We start from the raw sequence: 18,865 nt of genomic DNA, 5'->3' as shown, positions 1-18,865 counted from the left end.
CTCACTTCGTTGCCGCCCGGCGGCCCGGTACCCCGCGTGTGCGGGGTACCGGGCCGCCGTCGCGCTCACGGGGCGTACAACTCCTCGATCTCCGCGGCGTACTTCTCCCGTACGACCCGCCGCCGCAGCTTGAGCGAGGGCGTCAGCTCCCCCGTCGCCGGGCCCCACTCGCGGGTGAGCAGCCGGTACCGCTTGATCTGCTCGGTGCGGTTCAGCCGCGCGTTGGCCGCCGCCACGGCCCGGTCGATCTCCGCCCGCACAGCCGGGTGGTCCGCCAGGGCGTCCGGGGCGGCGTCGATGCCGTGCCGGGCGGCCCAGGGGCGGGTCAGCTCGGCATCGAGGACGAGCAGGGCGACGAGATAGGACCGCCCGTCGCCGTGGACGAACGCCTGGCCGACGAGCGGGTGTTCCTTGAGGGCGTTCTCGACGAGCGCGGGCGAGACGTTCTTGCCCGTCGAGGTCACGATGATCTCCTTCTTGCGGTCGACGACCCAGACGAAGCCGTCCTCGTCGATCCGCCCGATGTCACCGGTGGGAAACCAGCCCTCGGCGTTGGTCGCGCTCTCCACCGACCCGTCCGCCCGCAGATATCCGGCGCAGACGATCTCGCCGCGCACTTCGAGCTCGCCGTCGGCGGCCGTCCGCACCTCCACCCCGTCGAGCGGGCGGCCCACGGACCCGAGGCGGAAGTCGGCCGGCGCGTTCAGGGTCACCACGCCCGAGGTCTCGGTCAGCCCCCACCCGTCCATGATCACAATGCCGAACCCGGTCCAGAAGTCGACGACTTCCCGCGGCATCGGGGCGGTGGCGCTGCCGGCCCACATCAGCCTGTCCAGGCCCGCCAGGGCCAGCAACGGCACGAGCACCTGCTGCCGGGCCGCCTCGTACGCGGCCGCCAGCGCGGGCGGTGGCTCCTCGCCGCGGGCCCGGTGCGCCACGTGCGCGCGGGCCGTCTCGCCCGCGGCCTCGATCACCCGCCGCCGCTCCTCCGGCAGGGTCTCCAGCGCGGCCCGGACGGACGCGGTCAGCTTCTCCCACACCCGCGGCACCCCGAAGAACTCCGCCGGGCGCAGCTCGCGTGCCCGGGCCGCCACGGTGGCCGGGTCGTCACAGAGGTGGACGTGTGCGGCCCGCAGGACGGGGAGGTAGATGCCGAGCACCCGTTCCGCGATGTGCGCGAAGGGCAGATAGCACAGGTGCTCGACGTGCTCGGGGAGGTCGACGGCGCGGTCGATGCCGACGCAGTCGAGCAGCACGGCACGGTGGGTGATCACCACACCCTTGGGGTCGCCGGTGGTGCCCGAGGTGTAGACGACGGTCACCGGGTCGGCGGGGCGCACCTCCCGCCAGGCCTTGTCGAAGGCCGCGCCGTCGTGGGGTGCCGGCTGCCGCGCGGTGAGCGTCGCGTAGGGGGTGTGCCGTCCGGCCACCGCGGCGTCGACGACCAGGATCCTCTCCAGGGGAACCGTGGCGTCGTCGGTCAGCGGCTCCCAGCGGGCCAGCTCGCCCGCCCCTTCGAGCACGGCCAGCCGGGCCCGGCTGTGCCGGGCGATGTGGGCGATCTGCTCGGGCGAGGAGGTGCCGTAGACCGAGACGGGGACGGCGCCGAGGTGGACGAGGGCGAGGTCGCTGAGCCAGTGTTCGGGCCGGTTGCCCATCATCATCAGCACATGGTCACCGCGCGCGACGCCGAGCGCGGCGTAGCCCGCGGCGAGGCCCGCGACCTCGGCGCGGACCCGCGCCCAGCTGAGCGTGCGCGGTGCGGCGCCATCGGGGTCGCGCCAGGTCAGGGCGGGTAGTTCGGGGTATTCCTCGGCGTTGCGCAGCAGCAGCGCGGGGAGGGTGAGTTCGTCCGGTGCGGCGGGGAGTCGACGGCGCGGGGGCGTGGTCAATGCGGCCTCCAGGTGTTGGTGTCCGTGGGCCTTGGGCTGACGACCGGTCGAGAGGGAAGGTTTCACAGTGGTGGTGGCACAGCAATACTGTTGAACTCGATTGAGCCGGACGGACACCGCAACGGAGCCGACCGCAGCAGAGCCGGAAGAGAGAGCGAGGCGCCGCCGATGGCCACGGATTCCGGGGAACCCACCCTCACCGTCGACGAGTTGGCCGCCCGCGCGGGGGTCACCGTCCGGACGGTCCGTTTCTACAGCACCCGGGGGCTGCTGCCCCCGCCGGAGATCGGGCCGCGCCGGGTCGGACACTACGGCCCGGACCATCTGTCCCGGCTGGCGCTGATCGAGGAGTTGCAGCACCAGGGGCTGACGCTCGCCGCCATCGAACGCTATGTGCACCAGCTGCCGCCGGACCTCAGCGCGCACGACCTGGCCATCCACCGGGCCATGGTGGCGTCCTGGCTGCCGGACAAGGCGGAGGAGGCCACCCAGGCCCAGCTGGAGCGACGCGCCGGGCGGGCGCTGTCCGAGGAGGACATCGACCGGCTGACGGCGCTGAACGTCCTGGAGCGGATGGGCGAGCAGGAGGGTGCGAGCGGCGCCGGGGACGCGTTCCGGGTGGACCCGGGGCTGCTGCGGCTGGGGGTGCGGCTGCTGGACGTGCCGATCGCGCTGGAGACGATCCTCGCGGCCCGCACGGTGCTGCTGGAGCACGCCCGCTCCACGGCCCGGGAGCTGACGAGGCTCTTCGAGGGCGAGGTGGACACGGGGAACATCGAGGCGATGAAGTCGCTGTCGGCCCATATGCAGCCGCTGGTGGTGCAGGCCCTGGTGACGGCGTTCCAGCGGTCGCTGAAGCAGGAGCTGCGGGCGATGTACGCGGCCGGGGAGCCGTAGGCCTGGCCGGCCCGGCTTAGGGCGCGTCCTGCAGAACGTGCCGGTCTCCGCGCGGCGGCCGACTCCGGATGGCCGGATGTCGCCGCCGCGCGGCCGTTGCCGCCTACGGCGGCGAGCGCCCTGCGGGCGCGTCCTCAAACGCCGGACGGGCTGCTATCGGCTGGGCTCAGCCGCCAAGCCCGTCCGGCGATTGAGGACACCGCCGCGCAGCGGTGGTGCGCGCGCCCATGATCCGCCGGAACGGCCCTAGCGGAACGTGCCGCCCTGTTCCGCCTTCTCCACCAGCAGCGCGGGCGGCTCGAAGCGGTCGCCGTAGGCGGCCTGGAGCTCCCGGGCTCGGGCCACGAAGCCGGGCAGCCCGCCCTCGTAGCCGTTGATGAACTGGAGCACCCCGCCCGTCCAGCCGGGGAAGCCGATGCCCAGCAGGGAGCCGATGTTGGCGTCGGCGACGGAGGTCAGGACGTTCTCCTCCAGGCAGCGGACGGTGTCCAGCGCCTCGGAGAAGAGCATGCGGTCCTTCATGTCCGCGAAGGGCACGGGCGGGAGGGCCCCGTCCCGCCCGGTGTCCCGGCCGAAGTGCTCGCGCAGGCCCGGCCACAGACCGGTCCGCTTGCCGTCGGCGTAGTCGTAGAAGCCTGCGCCGCCGGAGCGGCCCGTGCGGCCGAACTCGTCCACCATCCGGTCGATGACGGCGTCGGCGGGGTGCGGTGCCCAGGTGCCGCCGGCGGCCTCGACCGCGCGCCGCGTCTCGTCGCGGATCCGGCGCGGCAGGGTGAGGGTCAGCTCGTCCATCAGGGAGAGCACCTTGGCGGGGTAGCCGGCCTGGGCGGCGGCCTGTTCGACGGAGGCGGGGTCGACGCCTTCGCCGATCATGGCCACGCCCTCGTTGATGAACCGGCCGATGACGCGTGAGGTGAAGAAGCCGCGCGAGTCGTTGACCACGATGGGCGTCTTGCGGATCTGCCGGACGAGGTCGAAGGCGCGGGCGAGGGCCTCGTCGCCGGTCCGCGCTCCCTTGATGATCTCCACCAGCGGCATCTTGTCGACGGGCGAGAAGAAGTGCAGGCCCACGAAGTCCGCCGGGCGCTCCACGCCTTCGGCCAGGACGGTGATGGGCAGGGTGGAGGTGTTGGAGCACAGCAGCGCGTCGGGCTCGACGATGTGCTGGATCTCCTGGAACACCTTGTGCTTGAGGGCCGGGTCCTCGAAGACCGCCTCGATGACGGCGTCACAGCCGGCGAGGTCCTGCGGGTCGGCGGTGGGGGTGATCCGGGCGAGCAGTTCGTCGCGCTTCGCCTCGGTGGTGCGGCCGCGGGAGAGCGCCTTGGCGAGCAGGCCCTCGGAGTAGGCCTTGCCCTTGGCCGCGGCCTCGGCCGTGACGTCCTTGAGGACCACCTCGATGCCGGCCCGGGCGCAGGAGTACGCGATGCCCGCGCCCATCATGCCGGCGCCGAGGACGGCGACCTTGCGGACCGTGCGGGGGGCGGTGCCCTGCGGGCGGCTGCGGCCCGCGTTGACGGCCTGGAGGTCGAAGAAGAAGGCCTGGATCATGTTCTTGGAGATCTGCCCGGTGACCAGCTCCGTGAAGTAGCGGGCCTCGATGACCTGGGCGGTCTCGAAGTCGACCTGGGAGCCCTCGACGGCGGCGGCCAGGATGTTGCGCGGGGCGGGGTAGGGGGCGCCCGCGAGCTGCTTCTTCAGGCTCGCCGGGAAGGCGGGCAGGTCGGCCGCGAAGCGGGGGTTGGACGGGGTACCGCCGGGGATCCTGTACCCCTTGACGTCCCAGGGCTGCCGGGACTCGGGGTGGGCGGCGACGAAGGCGCGGGCCTTGGCGAGCAGTTCGTCGCCGGTGGCCGCGGTCTCGTGGATCAGGCCCGCCTCCAGGGCGCGGCGCGGGTCGTACTGCTTGCCCTGGAGGAGGACCTTCAGCAGCGCGTCGGTGATGCCGAGCAGCCGGACCGTGCGGGTGACGCCACCGCCCGCCGGGAGCAGGCCGAGGGTGACCTCGGGCAGGCCGATCTTGGTGCCGGGGGCGTCGAGCGCGACGCGGTGGTGGCAGGCGAGGGCGATCTCGTAGCCGCCGCCGAGGGCGGCGCCGTTGATCGCGGCGACGACGGGCACTCCGAGGGTCTCGATGCGGCGCAGGTCGCGCTTGATGGCCATGCCCGCGTCGAAGGCCTGCTGGGCCTCGGCGGGCCCGATCCTGATCATGTCCTTGAGGTCGCCGCCCGCGAAGAAGGTCTTCTTCGCGGAGGTGACGATGACGCCGGTCACCGAGGCGCGCTCGGCCTCCAGGCGGTCGGCGACCGCCTGGAGGGACGTCCGGAACGCGTCGTTCATGGTGTTGGCCGACTGGTTCGGGTCGTCCAGGACGAGGGTGACGACGCCGTCGCCGCTCTGCTCCCAGCGGATGGTGGTGCTCTCGCTCATGTCGAAGTCTCCAGGGTGTTCCGGTAGCGGTGCGCCGGGCGCTGAGCCTGTCCGGGGGGTCTGCGCGGGATGGTGCTGGTCCTGTGCGGGCCGTACGAGGTTGTGGCTGGACTCGGCCGCCGAGCTCGTCGGGCGTTCGAGGCCACGGCACAGCAGCCCGTCCGGCGCTCGAGGACGCGCCCGCAGGGCGCTCGCCGCCGCAGGCGGCACGGACAGGCCACGGCCGGCGGGCTAGAGGCGCTCGACGACGGTCGCGCTGCCCATGCCGCCGCCGACGCAGAGGGTGATCAGGCCGTAGCGCTTGTCCTGGCGCTCCAGTTCGTCGACGACGGTGCCGAGCAGCATCGCGCCGGTCGCGCCGAGGGGGTGGCCGAGGGCGATGGCACCGCCGTTGACGTTGATCTTCTCCAGGCCGATGCCCATGTCGTGGGCGAAGCGCAGCACCACGGCGGCGAACGCCTCGTTGATCTCGATCAGATCGATGTCGTCGATGGTCAGGCCCGCCTTGGCGAGGGCCTTGCGGGTGGCGAGGGCGGGGCCGGTAAGCATAATGGTGGGGTCGGCGCCGGAGACGGCCGCGGAGACAATACGGGCGCGGGGCGCCATGCCGTAGCGCTCGCCGACCTCGCGGTTGCCGATGGCGACGAGGGCCGCGCCGTCCACGATGCCGGAGGAGTTGCCCGCGTGGTGGACGTGATCGATCTTCTCCACCCAGTGGTACTTCTGGAGCGCCACCGCGTCGAAGCCGCCCGCCTCGCCGATGCCCGCGAAGGAGGGCTTCAGGGCGCTCAGGGAGTCGGCGGTGGTGCCGGGGCGCAGGTGTTCGTCCCGGTCGAGGACGATCAGGCCGTTGCGGTCCCGTACGGGCACGACGGAGCGGTCGAAGCGGCCGGCCTTCCACGCCTCGGCGGCGCGCTCCTGGGAGCGGGCGGCGAAGGTGTCGACGTCGCGGCGGGTGAAGCCGCCGAGGGTGGCGATGAGGTCGGCGCCGATGCCCTGGGGAACGAAGTTGACGTCGAAGTTCGTCATGGGGTCCGCGAACCAGGCGCCCCCGTCGGAGGCCATGGGGACGCGGGACATCGACTCGACGCCGCCCGCGAGGACCAGGTCCTCCCAGCCGGAGCGCACCTTGGCGGCGGCGAGGTTGACGGCCTCCAGGCCCGAGGCACAGAAGCGGTTCTCCTGGACGCCGGCGACGGTGTCGGGGAGCCCGGCGGCGATGGCCGCGATCTTGGCGATGTCGGAGCCCTGGTCGCCGACGGGGCTGACGACGCCGAGCACGATGTCGTCGATGGCGGCCGGGTCCAGCTCCGGGAAACGACGGCGCATCTCGTGGATCAGGCCGACGACGAGATCGATCGGCTTGGTGCCGTGCAGCGACCCATTGGCCTTGCCGCGGCCGCGCGGGGTGCGGATCGCGTCGTACACAAACGCTTCGGTGCTCAAGGTCGGCAGCCTTTCGGGAAAAAGGGGAGATCGGGGACCCCTGTATCGGGGGAGAGCTGTGGGGCGCGCGGGCGGATCAGGAGAGCAGGGACCGGCCGATGATCTCCTTCATGATCTCGGTGGTCCCGCCGTAGATCGTCTGGATCCGGCCGTCGGTGAACGCCTTGGCGACCCGGTACTCGGTCATATAGCCATACCCCCCGTGCAGTTGCAGACAGCGGTCGGCGACCCGCTTCTGCAGCTCGGTCGCCCACCATTTGGCCATCGAGGCGTGCACGGCATCAAGTGCGCCCCGGGCGTGGTCCTCGATGCAGCGGTCCAGGAACGTGCGGGTGACGGCGCACTCGGTGGCCATCTCGGCGATCTCGAAGCGGATGTGCTGGAGCTTGGCCAGCGGACGGCCGAACGCCTCGCGCTCCTTGACGTACGCGGTGGTGATCTCCAGCAGGTGCTCGGCCGCCGCGATGCCGGCGACGGCGATGTTCATCCGCTCCTGGGCCAGATTGGTCATCAGGTGCCCGAACGCGCCGTGCAGCTCCCCGAGGAGGTTCTCCTTGGGGACGCGGACGTCGTGGAAGAACAGCTCGGCGGTGTCCTGGGCCTTCTGGCCGATCTTGTCGAGGTTGCGGCCGCGCTCGAAGCCCTCGGCCCCCCGCTCGACCACGAACAGGCTGAGGCCCTTGGCCCCGCCATCGGGCGTGGTCTTCGCGACGACGATGACGAGGTCGGCGAGGATGCCGTTGGAGATGAAGGTCTTGGAGCCGTTCAGCACCCAGTGGTCGCCCCGGTCCTCGGCGGCGGTGCGGATGCCCTGGAGGTCGGAGCCGGCCCCCGGCTCGGTCATGGCGATGGCCGTGACGGTCTCGCCCGTGCAGAAGCCGGGCAGCCAGCGGCGCTTCTGCTCGTCCGTGGCGAGCGAGGTCAGATACGGGCCGATGATGTCGTTGTGCAGCCCGATCGCCAGTCCCGAGACGCCGGCCCGGGTGAACTCCTCGGTGAGCACGGCGCTGTAGCGGAAGTCGGGCTCTCCCCCGCCGCCGTACTCCTCGGGCACCGCGAGGCCGAGCAGTCCCTGCCGCCCGGCCGCGAGCCAGGCGTCGCGGGAGACGACGCCATCCTCCTCCCACCGCGCGTAGTGCGGCGTCACCTCCTTGGCGAGGAACCTCCGCACGGTCTCGCGGAACGCCTCGTGGTCGGCGGTGAAGATCCGGCGCTGCATCGTCACGGGCCCTCCTGGGGCTTCTCGAGGCCGCGGACGCCCCAGTCGCGGGCGACCTCGGCGGTATCGGCGCCGGGCCGCGCGGGCGGCCTGCGGACGGAGCCGGGGGTGGCGGAGAAGCGCGGGGCGGGGGCCGGCTGAACGAGGCCGGCGTGCTCGACGAAGGTGCCGCGCGCGGCGAGGTGCGGATGCCCGGGGGCTTCGCGCAGCGACAGCACCGGCGCGACACAGGCGTCCGAGTCCTCGAAGACGGACGTCCACTCGGCGCGGGTGCGCTGCCGGAACCGGTCGGCGACGGCGGTGCGCAGCTCGCCCCAGCGGGCGAGGTCGTCGCGGGCGGGCGCGGTCTCCTCGACGCCGAGCAGGCGGATGAACTCGGCGTAGAAGCGGGGCTCCAGCGCCCCGACCGCCATGTGACCGCCGTCGGCCGTCTCGTACGTGCCGTAGAAGGGCGCGCCCCCGTCGAGGAGGTTGACCCCCCGCCGGTCCTGCCAGCCACCGGCCGCCAGCATGCCGTGGATCATGGCGGTGAGGTGAGCGGTGCCGTCGACGATGGCGGCGTCGACGACCTGTCCGGTGCCGGTGGTCCGGGCGTGCTGGAGGGCGGCGAGGACGCCGATGACGAGGTAGAGGGAGCCGCCCGCGTAGTCGCCGAGGAGGTTGGCGGGCGGGTACGGCGGGCCGTCGGCCGGGCCGGTCATGCCCAGGGCGCCGGTGACGGCGATGTAGCCGATGTCGTGCCCGGCGGTGTGCGCGAGCGGGCCCTCCTGGCCCCAGCCGGTCATCCGTCCGTAGACGAGCCGGGGATTGCGGGCGAGGCAGGTGTCGGGGCCGACACCGAGCCGCTCGGCGACGCCGGGGCGGTAGCCCTCCAGCAGCACGTCGGCCCGTTCGACGAGGTCGAGCACGGTGGCCGGGCCGTGCCCGTCCTTGAGGTCGACGACGACGGAGCGTTTGTTGCGGTTGGCGAGGTCGTGGTCGGGGTCGATGGCGAGCCCCGGACCGCCGGGGCGGTCGACGCGGACGACGTCGGCACCGAGGTCGGCGAGGAGCATGGCCGCGAACGGGCCCGGCCCGATGCCCGCGAGCTCGACGACGCGCACCCCGGTGAGCGGGCCGTTCCCTGACGCTGTCATCCAGACCCCAGTCCTGTGACGACCACTTGTGACACAACTGCTGTAACACTCGCGATGTTAAGAACGTGTTCCACTTTCCACAAGCCCCCGGGAGTGTTCCGTGGACGGCAAAATCCCGCTGCCGCCGCGGCACTTGGCCACGGCGTCGGCGGGATCGGGCGGGGGGCGGGGGTGGGGGGCTCAGCCCGTATCGAGCCGGTCGACCAGCCTCTTGGGGGCGATGGTCCGGTAGCTCTCCTCGACCCAGTCGCAGAGCAGGTCGACCGGCGTCCCGCCGGTCAGCGGCACGGACACCCAGCCCGACCGCCCGAGCCCGTACCCGCTGGGCGCGGCTCCGGGTACGGCGAGGGCGTGCCCGTGGGTTTCCTCGTCCTTGAGCTTGACGCCGATGCCGGGGCTCTCGGTGTTCCCCTCGGCCCCCAGGAAGACGAAGATCTTCTTGTTGACCTTGATGACGGCGTCGTCCTCCCACGGGAACTCCTCGACGGCTCCGGGAAGTCCGAGCGCGAAGTCGCGGACCTTCGCCCGTGCGGTGAGGGGGGCTGGGGATGCCGGCATGGGGTCCTCCGGTCGGGGCTGCTCCTACGTGACACGGCACGCGCCGCTGTCCGTCACACGCTAGTGCGCGGGCGGCGGCGCGGCACGTCGCGTCGCGTCGCGTCAGTAGCGCTTTCGGTGGTGCGTGTAGGTCCACCAGTCGGGGGCGTCGCTGTGGCGCTGGTCGGGGAGGACCCGGTCGAGGAACAGCGCGTCCAGCGGCGCGACCACCGCGCGCAGTTCCCGCGCGGCGCGTGGCGGAAGAGCGTGAAGGGCTTCCTCCAGGAGGATGCGCGCCTCGCGGCTCGTGGAGCAGCAGGGGTGGTCCGGGTCGTCGTTCCAGTCCCCTTCGGAGGCGTGACGTCGCATTCCGTGGACGGTCCGGGACCAGGAAGTGACGGCGTCGGCGAGGCCGCCGGGGCGGTCGTGGACGTTTTCATAGTCGGCCGTCTGCCGCTGGGCGGGGGCGGAGAGCCCGGGGACGACGCGACCGGGGCGGTCGTGACTGCGCGGCCTTCTGGGCAGCCCGGGACGGATCCGGGGGGGGCTTACGCGGCATGGGACTTTCGGTGAGTGATCACGTCGATGACGGTAGCGCGCGGGCCGGCGGGCGCCCAGCGAATTAACGCCGGGGAGGCGCCGGGGGCGTCGCGCTCACAGGAGGCCGCCCTCCTCCAGGTAGCGGCGTACGGACCGCACAGCGGAGTCGGGCAGCGGGGTCTGGGGGACGGCGGTGGCCGGGCAGTCGATGACGCCGAGCAGATGGAGGGCGGCCTTGAAGCCGCCGAGGGCGGAGGAGCTGCCGCCCATGACCGCCGGGTCGCCCGTCTCGGCGAGCGCGAACAACGCGGCCAGCCGGTCCTGTTCGGCGGCCGCTTCGGCCCAGCGGCCCGCGCGCGCGTGCCCGTACAGCCGTACGTAGCCGGCCGGGTCGACGTTGCCGAGCCCGGGGACGACGCCGTGGGCGCCCGCCAGCAGGGCGGCGTCGACGGTGAGTTCGGAGCCGGTCAGCACGGAGAAACCATCGGCGAGGCCACGGCCGCGCAGGGCGACCAGCAGCCGGCGCAGCGCTCCGCCGTCGCCGCTGCTGTCCTTGAGCCCGGCCAGGGTGCCGTCCTCGGCGAGCGCGAGGACGGTGGCGGCGGCGAGCTTGGTGTGGACGGCGGACGGGATGTCGTAGGCGAGGAGCGGCAGGTCCACCCCGTCGCGGATTCGGCGGAAGTGGGTGGCGGCCTCGGCCGGGTGGGGGTGCGAGTAGAAGGGCACGGTGGCGACGAGCCCGTCCGCGCCGAGCGCGGCGGCGGCGCGGGCCTGGTCGAGCACGCGGGCGGTGGTCATGTCGATGACCCCGGCCAGCACGGGGACCCGGCCGGCGACGGCGTCGACGGCGGCCCGCAGCGCGGTACGGCGCTGGGCGTCACTCAGGTAGGCGGTCTCCCCGCTGGAACCGAGGACGAAGACGGCGGTGGCGCCCGCGCTGAGGACGTGTTCGACGAGGGTGGCGAGGGAGCGGGTGTCGATGTCGCCCGATGGGGTGAGCGGCGTGCACAGCGGAGGGACGACACCGGAAAGGGGACTGGGCAGACGCATCGCGGAACCTGCCTTTGACGGGACTTCGACGGGACTTCGACGGGAGGGGAACGGGCGAGCGATCCGGACACGGCGGATCCGCTTCCGCGCCTGCGGCCGAATCTGTCCCAGCGGCCGGGAGGTGTCAAGACGGCGGGGCGGCCTCCCGACCGGGGGAGGGGATCCCACGCCGGGGAAGCCGTTGGGCTGCCGCCCGTAGCCGCACCCGCCACGCCCCCCGGGCCGACGACCGAAGCCGAACGCCCGCGCGCGGCGCCGCCCGCGCCCCCGACGAGACGGCCGAGCCCGCCCCCGCGGTGCGCGGGCCGGCGCGGGTTTCGCGGATCCGGCGGGCGCGCGCACGCGCACACGCGTCGCCGTCAGACGCCCGTACTCCGCCCCGGCTCCCCCACTCCCGACAGCGCCCTTCGGCAGAGGGAATCCGCCGCGCGGGTGGTTTCGGGGAGGCGGAAGTCGCGGGCCAGGCGCAGGGCGTGGGCGCAGGCGTGGTCGAGGCTCACCCGGTGGCCGACGGAGACGAAGACGGGCTTGACGCCGTCCTGGGTGCGCAGGGCGCGGCCGACCTCCTCGTCACCGTCCAGGAGCGCGGACGTGTCGCCGCGGCGCGGGCCGGGTGGGGCGTAGGTGAAGGTGAAGGGGTTCTTCGCGACGCCGATCGTGGGCAGGCCGGTGAGGACGCCCAAGTGGGCCGCGAGGCCGAAGCGGCGGGGGTGGGCGAGCCCGTAGCCGTCGCAGACGACCAGGCCGGGGGTGACGGTGAGCCGGTCGAGGGCCGCGAGCACGGTGGGGATCTCGCGGAAGGCCAGCAGGCCCGGCACGTAGGGGAAGGCCACGCGGCCGACCGCCGTGGCCTCCTCGACGACATCGAGCGTCTGCGCGTCGAGCGCGACGGCCGCCGCCGCGACGACGTCCCGTTCGTCGTCGTAGGCCACGTCCACACCGACGGCCACCAGCGGCTCCCCGGGCGGCGGCCCCGCCTCGTCCGTCACGACCCGGCCGCGCAACTCGTCCTGGACGGCGAGCGCTTCCGCCTCCGTCGTCGGCCAGTCGCCCGGCGGGTTCTCGCGGCCGTCGTGGTCAAGATGCGCAGTGGTCATAGTGCGGCTCACGTTAATCGAGGGGTGGGCGCGCCGGGCTTCCGGGGCGGGCCCCGGACGCCACGGGCGCGTAGCCTGTTGATCATGTTTGTACTGGAGCTGACCTACATCGCCCCCGTCGAGCGCGTCGAGGCCGCCCTCGCCGAGCACATCGCCTGGCTGGACGCGCACTACGCGTCCGGTGTCTTCATCGCCTCCGGCCGCAAGGTGCCGCGCGACGGCGGAGTCATCATCGCCCTCGGTGACGACCGGTCGAAGATCGAGGAGATCGTGGAGAGCGACCCGTTCACCGTGGCGGGGGTGTGCGAGTACTCGGTCACGGAGTTCATCGCGACGAAGACCGCCCCGCCGCTGGAGTCCTACCGGCAGGAACTGCCTTCCTGAGCCCCGCCGGTCCCGGTCACCGGCCCGGCCGGGCGAGGCGGGCGACCCGCCCCTTCTCCCCCGCCGCCCAGCAGCCGCGGTCCGGTGCGCAGTCGACCGTGTCGTACGAGCCGGAATCGAAGGCGCGCCAGGTGCGGCCCGCGTCCGTGCTGAACTCGCTGCCGGTGGGTCCGACGGCGAGGGCGGCGGACCGGCTGTGCGGCAGCCAGGCCACGCCGGAGCGATAGGCGGCCGGTGGCCGGCCCGAAGGTGCCCAGGTCGTGCCGCCGTCGCCACTGACGGCCGCGGCGCGGGCCGACGGCTGCCCGGCGCGGTAGTCGCCGCCGACGGCCAGCCCGTGCGCGCGGTCGCGGAAGGCGAGCCCGAAGACACCGCGCGCGGGGTCGCCGGCCGGCAGGGGCGTGTCGGTGACCGTCCAGGTGCGGCCGCGGTCGGCCGAGTGGAAGACGCGGGACGTCGCGCCGCCGCCGGTGGCGAACCACGCGTGGGTTCCGGCGCGCGCGTCCGCGCCGACCACGCACTGGCCGCTCGCGGCGAACGCCGCCTCGCCGGGCAGGGCGGCGGGCATGCCGGCCGAGGGCAGCACCCGCCAGCGGCGCCCGCCGTCGTCGGTCGCGAGGATCCGGAACTTCCCGTCCACGGGGTCGCCGAGCGCGATGCCGCGGCGGGTGTCGAAGAACGTGAGGCAGTCGTAGAAGGCCTTCGGGTCGGTGTTCCGGAAGCTCTCCGTCCAGGTGGTGCCGCCGTCGTCCGTGCGGAAGACGCGCGAGGCCTCGCCCTCGCCGATCGCCAGGACGACCGCGCGGCGCCCGTCGAAGGCCTCCACGTCCCGGAATTCCAGCCCGCCCGCGCCGGGCGGTGAGACATCGCGCCAGCGGCGTCCCCCGTCGCGGGTGAGCAGCACGGTCCCCTTGGTGCCCGCCACCCACGCGGTGCTGCGGCTCACGGCCGCGAGCCCGCGGAACCGTGCGTCGGATCCGCTGGTCCTCGTCTCCCACGCCGGCTGCCGCGGGCCACCGTCGCCTTGCGCGGCGGGTGCGGCGCCCCGGGCGGGCGCGGTGCCCACGACGGCGAGCGCCACCCCACAGATCCCGGCGAGTAATCCTCTTGTCGTCTTCCCCATCCGTCTCATGGGGCGGGAAGCTAGCCGACCGGCGGCGGCCCGTCGATGGTGCCGTTACCGGAGGCGGGGCCGTTACCGAAGGAAACAGTACAAGTTTCATCCTTTTGACCGATCGAGTGTGGCTGTACGGGTGATCCGGGGCCCGGCGGGCGCGCCTAGCGTGAAACGCATGACCCCCCTCCCCCTGCCGTCCTCCTTCGGCACTCCCCCCGGGCTCCCGCGTCGACGGCACCGATGGCCGGCGGCCGCGCTGTGCGGCCTGTGGCTGATCGAGGGCTGGTGGCTGAGCCGGGCGGCCGCGGACCAGCCGGGCGGGGGTCACGCGCACCTGGTGGTGTGGGTCGCGGGGCTGCTGGTCGCCCTGTGTGTGCTGCCGTGGGCCGGACTCCCCGTACGGGCCCTGGCGGCCGCCGGGGTGTCGTGGTCCGCGACCGGCTGTCTGCTGGCCTTCGGGGTGCACGTGCCGGTCTGGGGGGTCGCCGAGAGCGTGGCGCTGCTGACGCTGCTGGCACTCGTCGCCTGGCGCGTTCCGGTACGGGCCGCGCTGCCGCTGGGCGTCGCGCTGGCCGCCGGTGTGCTCGCCGCACCCGTGCGGGACGCGAACGCGATCGGCGCCGCCGTCGTCGCCTACGCCCTCGTCGTGGCCGGGGTCGCCGCGCTGGGCCTGTGTCTGCGCTACCGGGACACCGAGCGCGCCAAGGCGGTGGCCGCCGCGCGCGACGCCGAACGGCTGGAGCTGGCGGGCGAGTTGCACGACTTCGTCTCCCATCACGTCGCCGCGATGACCCTGCTGGCGCGCGCCACCGGCTCACTGGCGAAGGACGAGCGGGTCGCCGCGTCCCTGCGGGACATCGAGGAGGCCGGTGACGAGGCGATGACGTCGGCCCGGCGGCTGCTGCGCGTCCTGCATCAGGACCAGCCCCAGCGCGAGCCGCTGCCGGGGGTGGGCGGGCTCACGGACCTGGTCGACGGCTTCCACCGGACGCATCCGGGCGCCCCGCGGGTCACCCTGCACGTCGACCCCTGTTTCGACGCGGGCCTCGCCCCCGAACTGGCGGCGTCCGTGCACCGCATCGTCGGCGAGGCCCTGGCCAACGTGGCCCGGCACAGCCCCGGCGCCTCGGCCGTCCGCGTCACCCTCCGCCGGGCCGGCCACCGCCTCTTCGTGTCCGTGCACGACGACGGCGCCGCGCCGGGACGGCAGCCGCACCGCGCGCCCGAGGACAGCGGCGGCCTCGGCCTCGTCGGCCTCACCGAGCGGGCCGACGCGATCGGCGGCACGTTGACGGCGGGGCCGGTTCCGGGGGGTGGCTGGGAGGTCCTGGCGGCGCTGCCTGTCCGCCCGTAGGGCGGTTCGTCCTGCGGACTGCGGGCCGCCTTGCCGCCTGCGGGCCGTCTTGCCGCCTGCGGCGGCGGGCGCCCTGCGGGCGCGTCCTCAAACGCCGGACGGGCTTGGCGGCTGAGCTCAGCCGAATGAAGCCCGTCCGGCGATTGAGGACACCGCCGCGCAGCGGAGGTGTACCCGGCAGGGCCCGCACAGATGGCTCAGCCGTACCAGCAGATCGTCCAGCGCCCGGCGCCCCACTCCAGGCAGTGGCGGGTGGGCGAGGGCGACGGGTTCGGTGCCCGGGTGGGGCTCGGGATCGGCGGCGGGGTGGTCGACGGGACGACCGTCGGGGTCGGGGCGGGGGTCGGGGGCCGGGTGGGGGCCGCGGCCGTGGGCGCGGACGTGGGTGCGGACGTGGCCGTGGGGGACGGACCGGGCGGCCGGACGACCGGGGGCGCCGTCGGTGCGACCGTGCGCGGGGCAGCCGTGGCGGAGGGCGCGGGCACCCCCGGCGTCTGCCGTCCCGTCGCCCCGGGAGCCGATGAGGCAGGCCCTTCCGTCGGCCCCGCCGGCGCCGCCCCTTCCGGGCCCGTAGCCTCCGGGGAACCCGCAGGCCCCGGCGAACCGGTACGCGCCGGCGCCGTCACGCCCGGGGCTGCGGCCTCCTGCCGTGGCCCGGATCCGGTCCCGGCGGCCAGCGCGATACCCGCGGCGACCGCGCCCGCCACCGCCAGCACGCCCACACCGGTCACGCCCGCCGCGACGGGACCGGCCTGTCCCGTCCCGCCACGCAGCAACTGCCCCACGGACTTCAGCGCGCCCGACCCCGAACCGCCCGAACCGCCCTGCGCCGCACCGGCCGCACCCGCCGCACCCGCCACCGGGAGCAGGAACTTCCCCGCGCCCCCGGCGAACAGCACCAGCAGCGCCGGGCCGACGAGGGCGGGCAGCCGGTGGTTGGCCCGGGTCAGCAGGGCCAACCGGGCCCGGCAGTCGGGGCAATCGGCGACGTGCGCGTCGAGCCCGTCGGACTGCCGGGCCGGGGCCACGCCCCGGACACACGCCGGCATGCGCTCCCAGTGCTTCCCGCACGCCGCCCGTTCCGGGGTGCCCGGCAGAGTGCGCAGGAACGCCTGGCGCATACCCTCGCGGGCCCGGTGCAGCAGGACGGCCGTGGCGCCGCGCCCGGCGCCGATGCGCCGGCCGACCGTCTCCAGCGGCTGGCCTTCGGCCTCCGCCAGCCAGAGCGCGGTGACCCAGCGGCGGGGCAGCTGTCCGAGGACCTTCGCGAGCAGTTCGACGTAGGCGACGCGCTGGAAGGGGTCGGCGCCGGCCGTGGCCGGGACGTCCGGCCAGGCGGGCCCGTCCACCGGGTCCTGCGGGATCTCACGCGTCGCCCGTCCCACGGTGGTGGCGAGGTTCTTCACGGTGGTGGTGAGGTAGGCGGACACATTGTCGATGTCGTGCCCGTCCCGCAGCCGGCGCCAGACCCGGAAGTGGGCCTCGGCCACGAGGTCCTCGGCGGCCCAGGAGTCGGCGGTGAGGGTGCGCGCGTACGCCACGAGCCGTGGGTGTTCGCGCTCGTAGAGCCGCGTGTAGTCGGCCGCTCCCGGCGCTGTCGAACGGTCGGTCATCGTGGTGCGTACTCCTGTCGGGGCCTCGCCGCGGGCGGGCGGCTTCTCTGCAGGTCCGCCCGCCCTTGGAGGCATTACCTAGAGTTCGCAAGCGTAGATGGCAAATGTCTGCCCCATCCAAGGGCAGTGACGCAGCTCACGCTCGATTCATGTGCACGAGGGCGATCGATATCCCGTCTCTCCAGCCGAAGAGGCAAGGACCCGCACCACCCGGAATCAAGCGCAAGGGAGCAGGCGTTGTCCACTCTCATCGACCAGGCCGTCCAGGCCCGGCTCATCGTCTCGGCCCCGCCGGCCCGCGCCGTTCCCGCGCGGCTGCGCTACGAGCGCTCCGATCCCTTCGCCGTGCACATCGCGTTCCCGCCCGCCGCCTCCCTCGACGGCGCGGAGGTCGAGTGGACCTTCGCCCGCGAGCTGCTGGCGACGGGCCTCAACACCTCGACGGGCTGCGGGGACGTCCAGGTGTGGCCGTGCGGGACGGACCGTACGGTGCTGGAGTTCCACGCGCGGGAGGGGGTGGCCATGGTCCAGCTCGACACCGCCGAACTCCGCCTCTTCCTGGGGCGTTCCTACGAGCTGGTGCCCGCGGGCACCGAGGCGGGTCACCTCGACGTGGACAGTGACCTCGCCGCGCTGCTGCGGGAGGCCTGACCGGGCGGCCCCGGCGGCGCCCACGGGACGTACGCGATCCAGCCGGTGCCCGGCAGCGGCCGGGGCAGCCAGTCGCGGGCGTAGGACGGCAGATGACCGTCGCGGGGATCGAAGAGGACGGCCGTCGGCTCGCGACCCGAGGTGCGGACGATGTCGGCGGCGGTGGTCGAGCGGTTGTTGCCCGCGGTCTGGGCGGACACGCACCCCGCCGCGTAGGCGATGGGCTGGGCGCGCGGCCCGGTCACGAGGCAGGGCGGCTCGATGCCGAGGCGGCGCAGCGCCTCGGCCGCGCGACGGTAACGGACGGCGGTGTCACGGGCGTCGGCCGTGTTCACCCTCAACTCCTCCAGTTGCACCGAGAGATGGGCGACGAGGACCACGCCCAGCACGGCGGCCACGGCGTACCGCCGCCCGGTGGTGCGCATTGAGCGCACGGCCCGGGTGGCGAGACCGGCCACGGGCAGGGCGAGCAGCGCGTAGGCGGGGAGCAGGAAGCGGGGAGCGGAGTAGTCGAGGAGCAGCAGATACGGCAGGGCGAGGCCGAGCGCGCAGGCGACGGGCAGCAGGGTGACCGCCGCCCCCTCCTCCGCGCGCCGGCGGGCCCACAGCGCGAGGGCGCAGGCGGTGGCGACGACGGCGGGGAGCAGCAACCACCACAACGAGTGGCTGAGCGACGGCCCCTCGATCCGGCAGGGCCTGCACAGCTGCGGGCCGTTGAGGGCGCGGTAGGCGGCCCGGAACCCGGCGCCGAGGTGCGCGCCCATGCCCCCTTCGGTGTCGCTGGACAGTTCCAGCCGGTGCGCGATGCCGCCGAAGCGCACGTACGCCTCGACGGCCCACTGGGCACCGCCGAGCGCGAGCCCGCCGAGGACGGCGGCCACGGTGCCCGGTCGGCGCCAGGCCCGTACGGCCGCGCAGCCGGCCAGCAGGGGCAGGGCCAGCCAGACCCCGTCGTGGGCCCGGAAGAGGGTGGCGGCGGCGAGGGTGATGACGACACCGGCCAGGGCGGTGCCCCGGTCGGTGACGTCGTGGTGGGCGCGCAGGAACCAACCGACGGCGGCGACGGCCGCGAGCGCGACCCAGAGGTTCGGCATGACCTCCGGGCCGCTGAGCACGGTGATCCACAGTCCGGCGAGGAGCAGCGCCGCGAGCGCCGGCCGCCCCCGTCCGAGCAGCGGCTCCCACACCTTGAACGCCGCGTACAGGGCGGCCGAGGAGAGGAGCACCAGCACCAGGCGCAGGGCGAGGGTGGAGGAGGTGAAAACGAGGACGGGCGCGACGAGGAAGCTGACGCCGCGTGAGCGCGGGGCGCTGAAGTAGGCGGCCGGGTTGTGGGGGTCGACCTGTGAGAGGTAGACACTTTCGTCCCAGCCGAGCTCCATGTGCGCCACGGCGAAGCACAGTTGCAGCACCGCGTAGCCGAGCGCGACGGCCGCGAGACGCGGATCGCGGCGGACCGGCCGGGTGGGTGCGGGCTCGGTGACGCGCTCGGTGGTGGCCAT

General features: G+C 74.1%; 16 protein-coding genes. 4 read left to right on the top strand and 12 right to left on the bottom strand.

The genetic code is table 11. From position 1 onward, the window contains the following. Window positions 1-65 precede the first annotated feature (65 nt). Complete coding sequence (locus JO379_RS28015) at window positions 66-1,892, bottom strand: AMP-dependent synthetase/ligase (RefSeq protein ID WP_209517523.1); 1,827 nt, start codon at window positions 1,890-1,892, stop codon at window positions 66-68. 168 nt (window positions 1,893-2,060) lie between these two features. Between JO379_RS28015 and JO379_RS28010 the strand changes: the two genes are divergently transcribed. Continuing rightward, window positions 2,061-2,789: a MerR family transcriptional regulator gene (locus JO379_RS28010; protein ID WP_209517520.1), complete on the top strand. Its 729-nt coding sequence runs from the start codon at window positions 2,061-2,063 to the stop codon at window positions 2,787-2,789. A gap of 246 nt (window positions 2,790-3,035) precedes the next feature. On the opposite strand, the gene JO379_RS28005 is transcribed toward JO379_RS28010, so the two are convergent. The 8 genes from JO379_RS28005 to JO379_RS27970 form a co-directional block, all read right to left on the bottom strand. Next, on the bottom strand, window positions 3,036-5,219 hold the full coding sequence (locus JO379_RS28005) for a 3-hydroxyacyl-CoA dehydrogenase NAD-binding domain-containing protein (protein WP_209517519.1): 2,184 nt from the start codon (window positions 5,217-5,219) through the stop codon (window positions 3,036-3,038). A 231-nt stretch (window positions 5,220-5,450) separates the two neighbouring features. Further along, a complete protein-coding gene (locus tag JO379_RS28000; protein WP_209517517.1) occupies window positions 5,451-6,665 on the bottom strand; it encodes an acetyl-CoA C-acetyltransferase in 1,215 nt (404 codons plus the stop codon). Window positions 6,666-6,741: 76 nt separating this feature from the next. Then, the gene (locus JO379_RS27995; protein ID WP_209518924.1) at window positions 6,742-7,884 is read right to left on the bottom strand and encodes an acyl-CoA dehydrogenase family protein; all 1,143 of its coding nucleotides are present in this window, start codon (window positions 7,882-7,884) and stop codon (window positions 6,742-6,744) included. Between the two features lie 2 nt (window positions 7,885-7,886). Then, complete coding sequence (locus JO379_RS27990) at window positions 7,887-9,020, bottom strand: CaiB/BaiF CoA transferase family protein (protein ID WP_209517515.1); 1,134 nt, start codon at window positions 9,018-9,020, stop codon at window positions 7,887-7,889. A gap of 180 nt (window positions 9,021-9,200) precedes the next feature. Then, window positions 9,201-9,578 carry an MmcQ/YjbR family DNA-binding protein gene (locus JO379_RS27985; protein ID WP_130881405.1) on the bottom strand — a complete coding sequence of 126 codons (378 nt, stop codon included), beginning with the start codon at window positions 9,576-9,578 and terminating at the stop codon, window positions 9,201-9,203. Between the two features lie 102 nt (window positions 9,579-9,680). Continuing rightward, window positions 9,681-9,926, bottom strand: a complete 246-nt coding sequence (locus JO379_RS27980) for a hypothetical protein (protein WP_209517513.1) — start codon at window positions 9,924-9,926, stop codon at window positions 9,681-9,683. Window positions 9,927-10,211: 285 nt separating this feature from the next. Continuing rightward, window positions 10,212-11,147: a dihydrodipicolinate synthase family protein gene (locus JO379_RS27975; RefSeq protein ID WP_130881407.1), complete on the bottom strand. Its 936-nt coding sequence runs from the start codon at window positions 11,145-11,147 to the stop codon at window positions 10,212-10,214. Window positions 11,148-11,506: 359 nt separating this feature from the next. Next, complete coding sequence (locus JO379_RS27970; RefSeq protein WP_130881408.1) at window positions 11,507-12,244, bottom strand: endonuclease V; 738 nt, start codon at window positions 12,242-12,244, stop codon at window positions 11,507-11,509. 84 nt (window positions 12,245-12,328) lie between these two features. Here JO379_RS27970 and JO379_RS27965 point away from each other — a divergent pair, with 84 nt between their 5' ends. Continuing rightward, window positions 12,329-12,628, top strand: coding sequence for a YciI family protein (locus JO379_RS27965; protein ID WP_130881409.1), 300 nt, complete (start codon window positions 12,329-12,331; stop codon window positions 12,626-12,628). 16 nt (window positions 12,629-12,644) lie between these two features. Here the strand turns inward: JO379_RS27965 and JO379_RS27960 are convergent, their stop codons facing one another. After that, complete coding sequence (locus tag JO379_RS27960; RefSeq protein WP_209517511.1) at window positions 12,645-13,751, bottom strand: WD40/YVTN/BNR-like repeat-containing protein; 1,107 nt, start codon at window positions 13,749-13,751, stop codon at window positions 12,645-12,647. 169 nt (window positions 13,752-13,920) lie between these two features. Between JO379_RS27960 and JO379_RS27955 the strand changes: the two genes are divergently transcribed. Then, window positions 13,921-15,099: a sensor histidine kinase gene (locus JO379_RS27955; protein WP_209517509.1), complete on the top strand. Its 1,179-nt coding sequence runs from the start codon at window positions 13,921-13,923 to the stop codon at window positions 15,097-15,099. A 197-nt stretch (window positions 15,100-15,296) separates the two neighbouring features. Here JO379_RS27955 and JO379_RS27950 read toward each other — a convergent pair whose 3' ends face one another. Beyond that, window positions 15,297-16,712 (bottom strand): sigma factor, encoded by a 1,416-nt coding sequence (locus JO379_RS27950; RefSeq protein ID WP_245381578.1) that lies wholly within the window; start codon window positions 16,710-16,712, stop codon window positions 15,297-15,299. Between the two features lie 237 nt (window positions 16,713-16,949). On the opposite strand from JO379_RS27950, the gene ssgD reads away from it, so the two are divergent. Then, window positions 16,950-17,363 carry a spore wall synthesis regulator SsgD gene (ssgD, locus tag JO379_RS27945; RefSeq protein WP_130881411.1) on the top strand — a complete coding sequence of 138 codons (414 nt, stop codon included), beginning with the start codon at window positions 16,950-16,952 and terminating at the stop codon, window positions 17,361-17,363. On the opposite strand, the gene JO379_RS27940 is transcribed toward ssgD, so the two are convergent. After that, on the bottom strand, window positions 17,315-18,865 hold the full coding sequence (locus JO379_RS27940; RefSeq protein ID WP_209517508.1) for a hypothetical protein: 1,551 nt from the start codon (window positions 18,863-18,865) through the stop codon (window positions 17,315-17,317). The genes ssgD and JO379_RS27940 overlap by 49 nt on opposite strands.

Origin of the sequence: Streptomyces syringium (assembly GCF_017876625.1) — a bacterium.
Lineage (GTDB): Bacteria > Actinomycetota > Actinomycetes > Streptomycetales > Streptomycetaceae > Streptomyces > Streptomyces syringius.
This window is presented reverse-complemented; position numbering and strand designations above follow the sequence as displayed.

Coding starts and splice junctions, on each gene's coding strand:
- JO379_RS27985 (WP_130881405.1), bottom strand. CDS start 9,578: ATGCCGGCATCCCCAGCCCCCCTCACCGCACGGGCGAAGGTCCGCGAC.
- JO379_RS27960 (WP_209517511.1), bottom strand. CDS start 13,751: ATGGGGAAGACGACAAGAGGATTACTCGCCGGGATCTGTGGGGTGGCG.
- JO379_RS27975 (WP_130881407.1), bottom strand. CDS start 11,147: ATGCGTCTGCCCAGTCCCCTTTCCGGTGTCGTCCCTCCGCTGTGCACG.
- JO379_RS27990 (WP_209517515.1), bottom strand. CDS start 9,020: ATGACAGCGTCAGGGAACGGCCCGCTCACCGGGGTGCGCGTCGTCGAG.
- JO379_RS28010 (WP_209517520.1), top strand. CDS start 2,061: ATGGCCACGGATTCCGGGGAACCCACCCTCACCGTCGACGAGTTGGCC.
- JO379_RS27955 (WP_209517509.1), top strand. CDS start 13,921: ATGACCCCCCTCCCCCTGCCGTCCTCCTTCGGCACTCCCCCCGGGCTC.
- JO379_RS27970 (WP_130881408.1), bottom strand. CDS start 12,244: ATGACCACTGCGCATCTTGACCACGACGGCCGCGAGAACCCGCCGGGC.
- JO379_RS27950 (WP_245381578.1), bottom strand. CDS start 16,712: ATGACCGACCGTTCGACAGCGCCGGGAGCGGCCGACTACACGCGGCTC.
- JO379_RS27965 (WP_130881409.1), top strand. CDS start 12,329: ATGTTTGTACTGGAGCTGACCTACATCGCCCCCGTCGAGCGCGTCGAG.
- JO379_RS27980 (WP_209517513.1), bottom strand. CDS start 9,926: ATGCGACGTCACGCCTCCGAAGGGGACTGGAACGACGACCCGGACCAC.
- JO379_RS27940 (WP_209517508.1), bottom strand. CDS start 18,865: ATGGCCACCACCGAGCGCGTCACCGAGCCCGCACCCACCCGGCCGGTC.
- JO379_RS27995 (WP_209518924.1), bottom strand. CDS start 7,884: ATGCAGCGCCGGATCTTCACCGCCGACCACGAGGCGTTCCGCGAGACC.
- JO379_RS28005 (WP_209517519.1), bottom strand. CDS start 5,219: ATGAGCGAGAGCACCACCATCCGCTGGGAGCAGAGCGGCGACGGCGTC.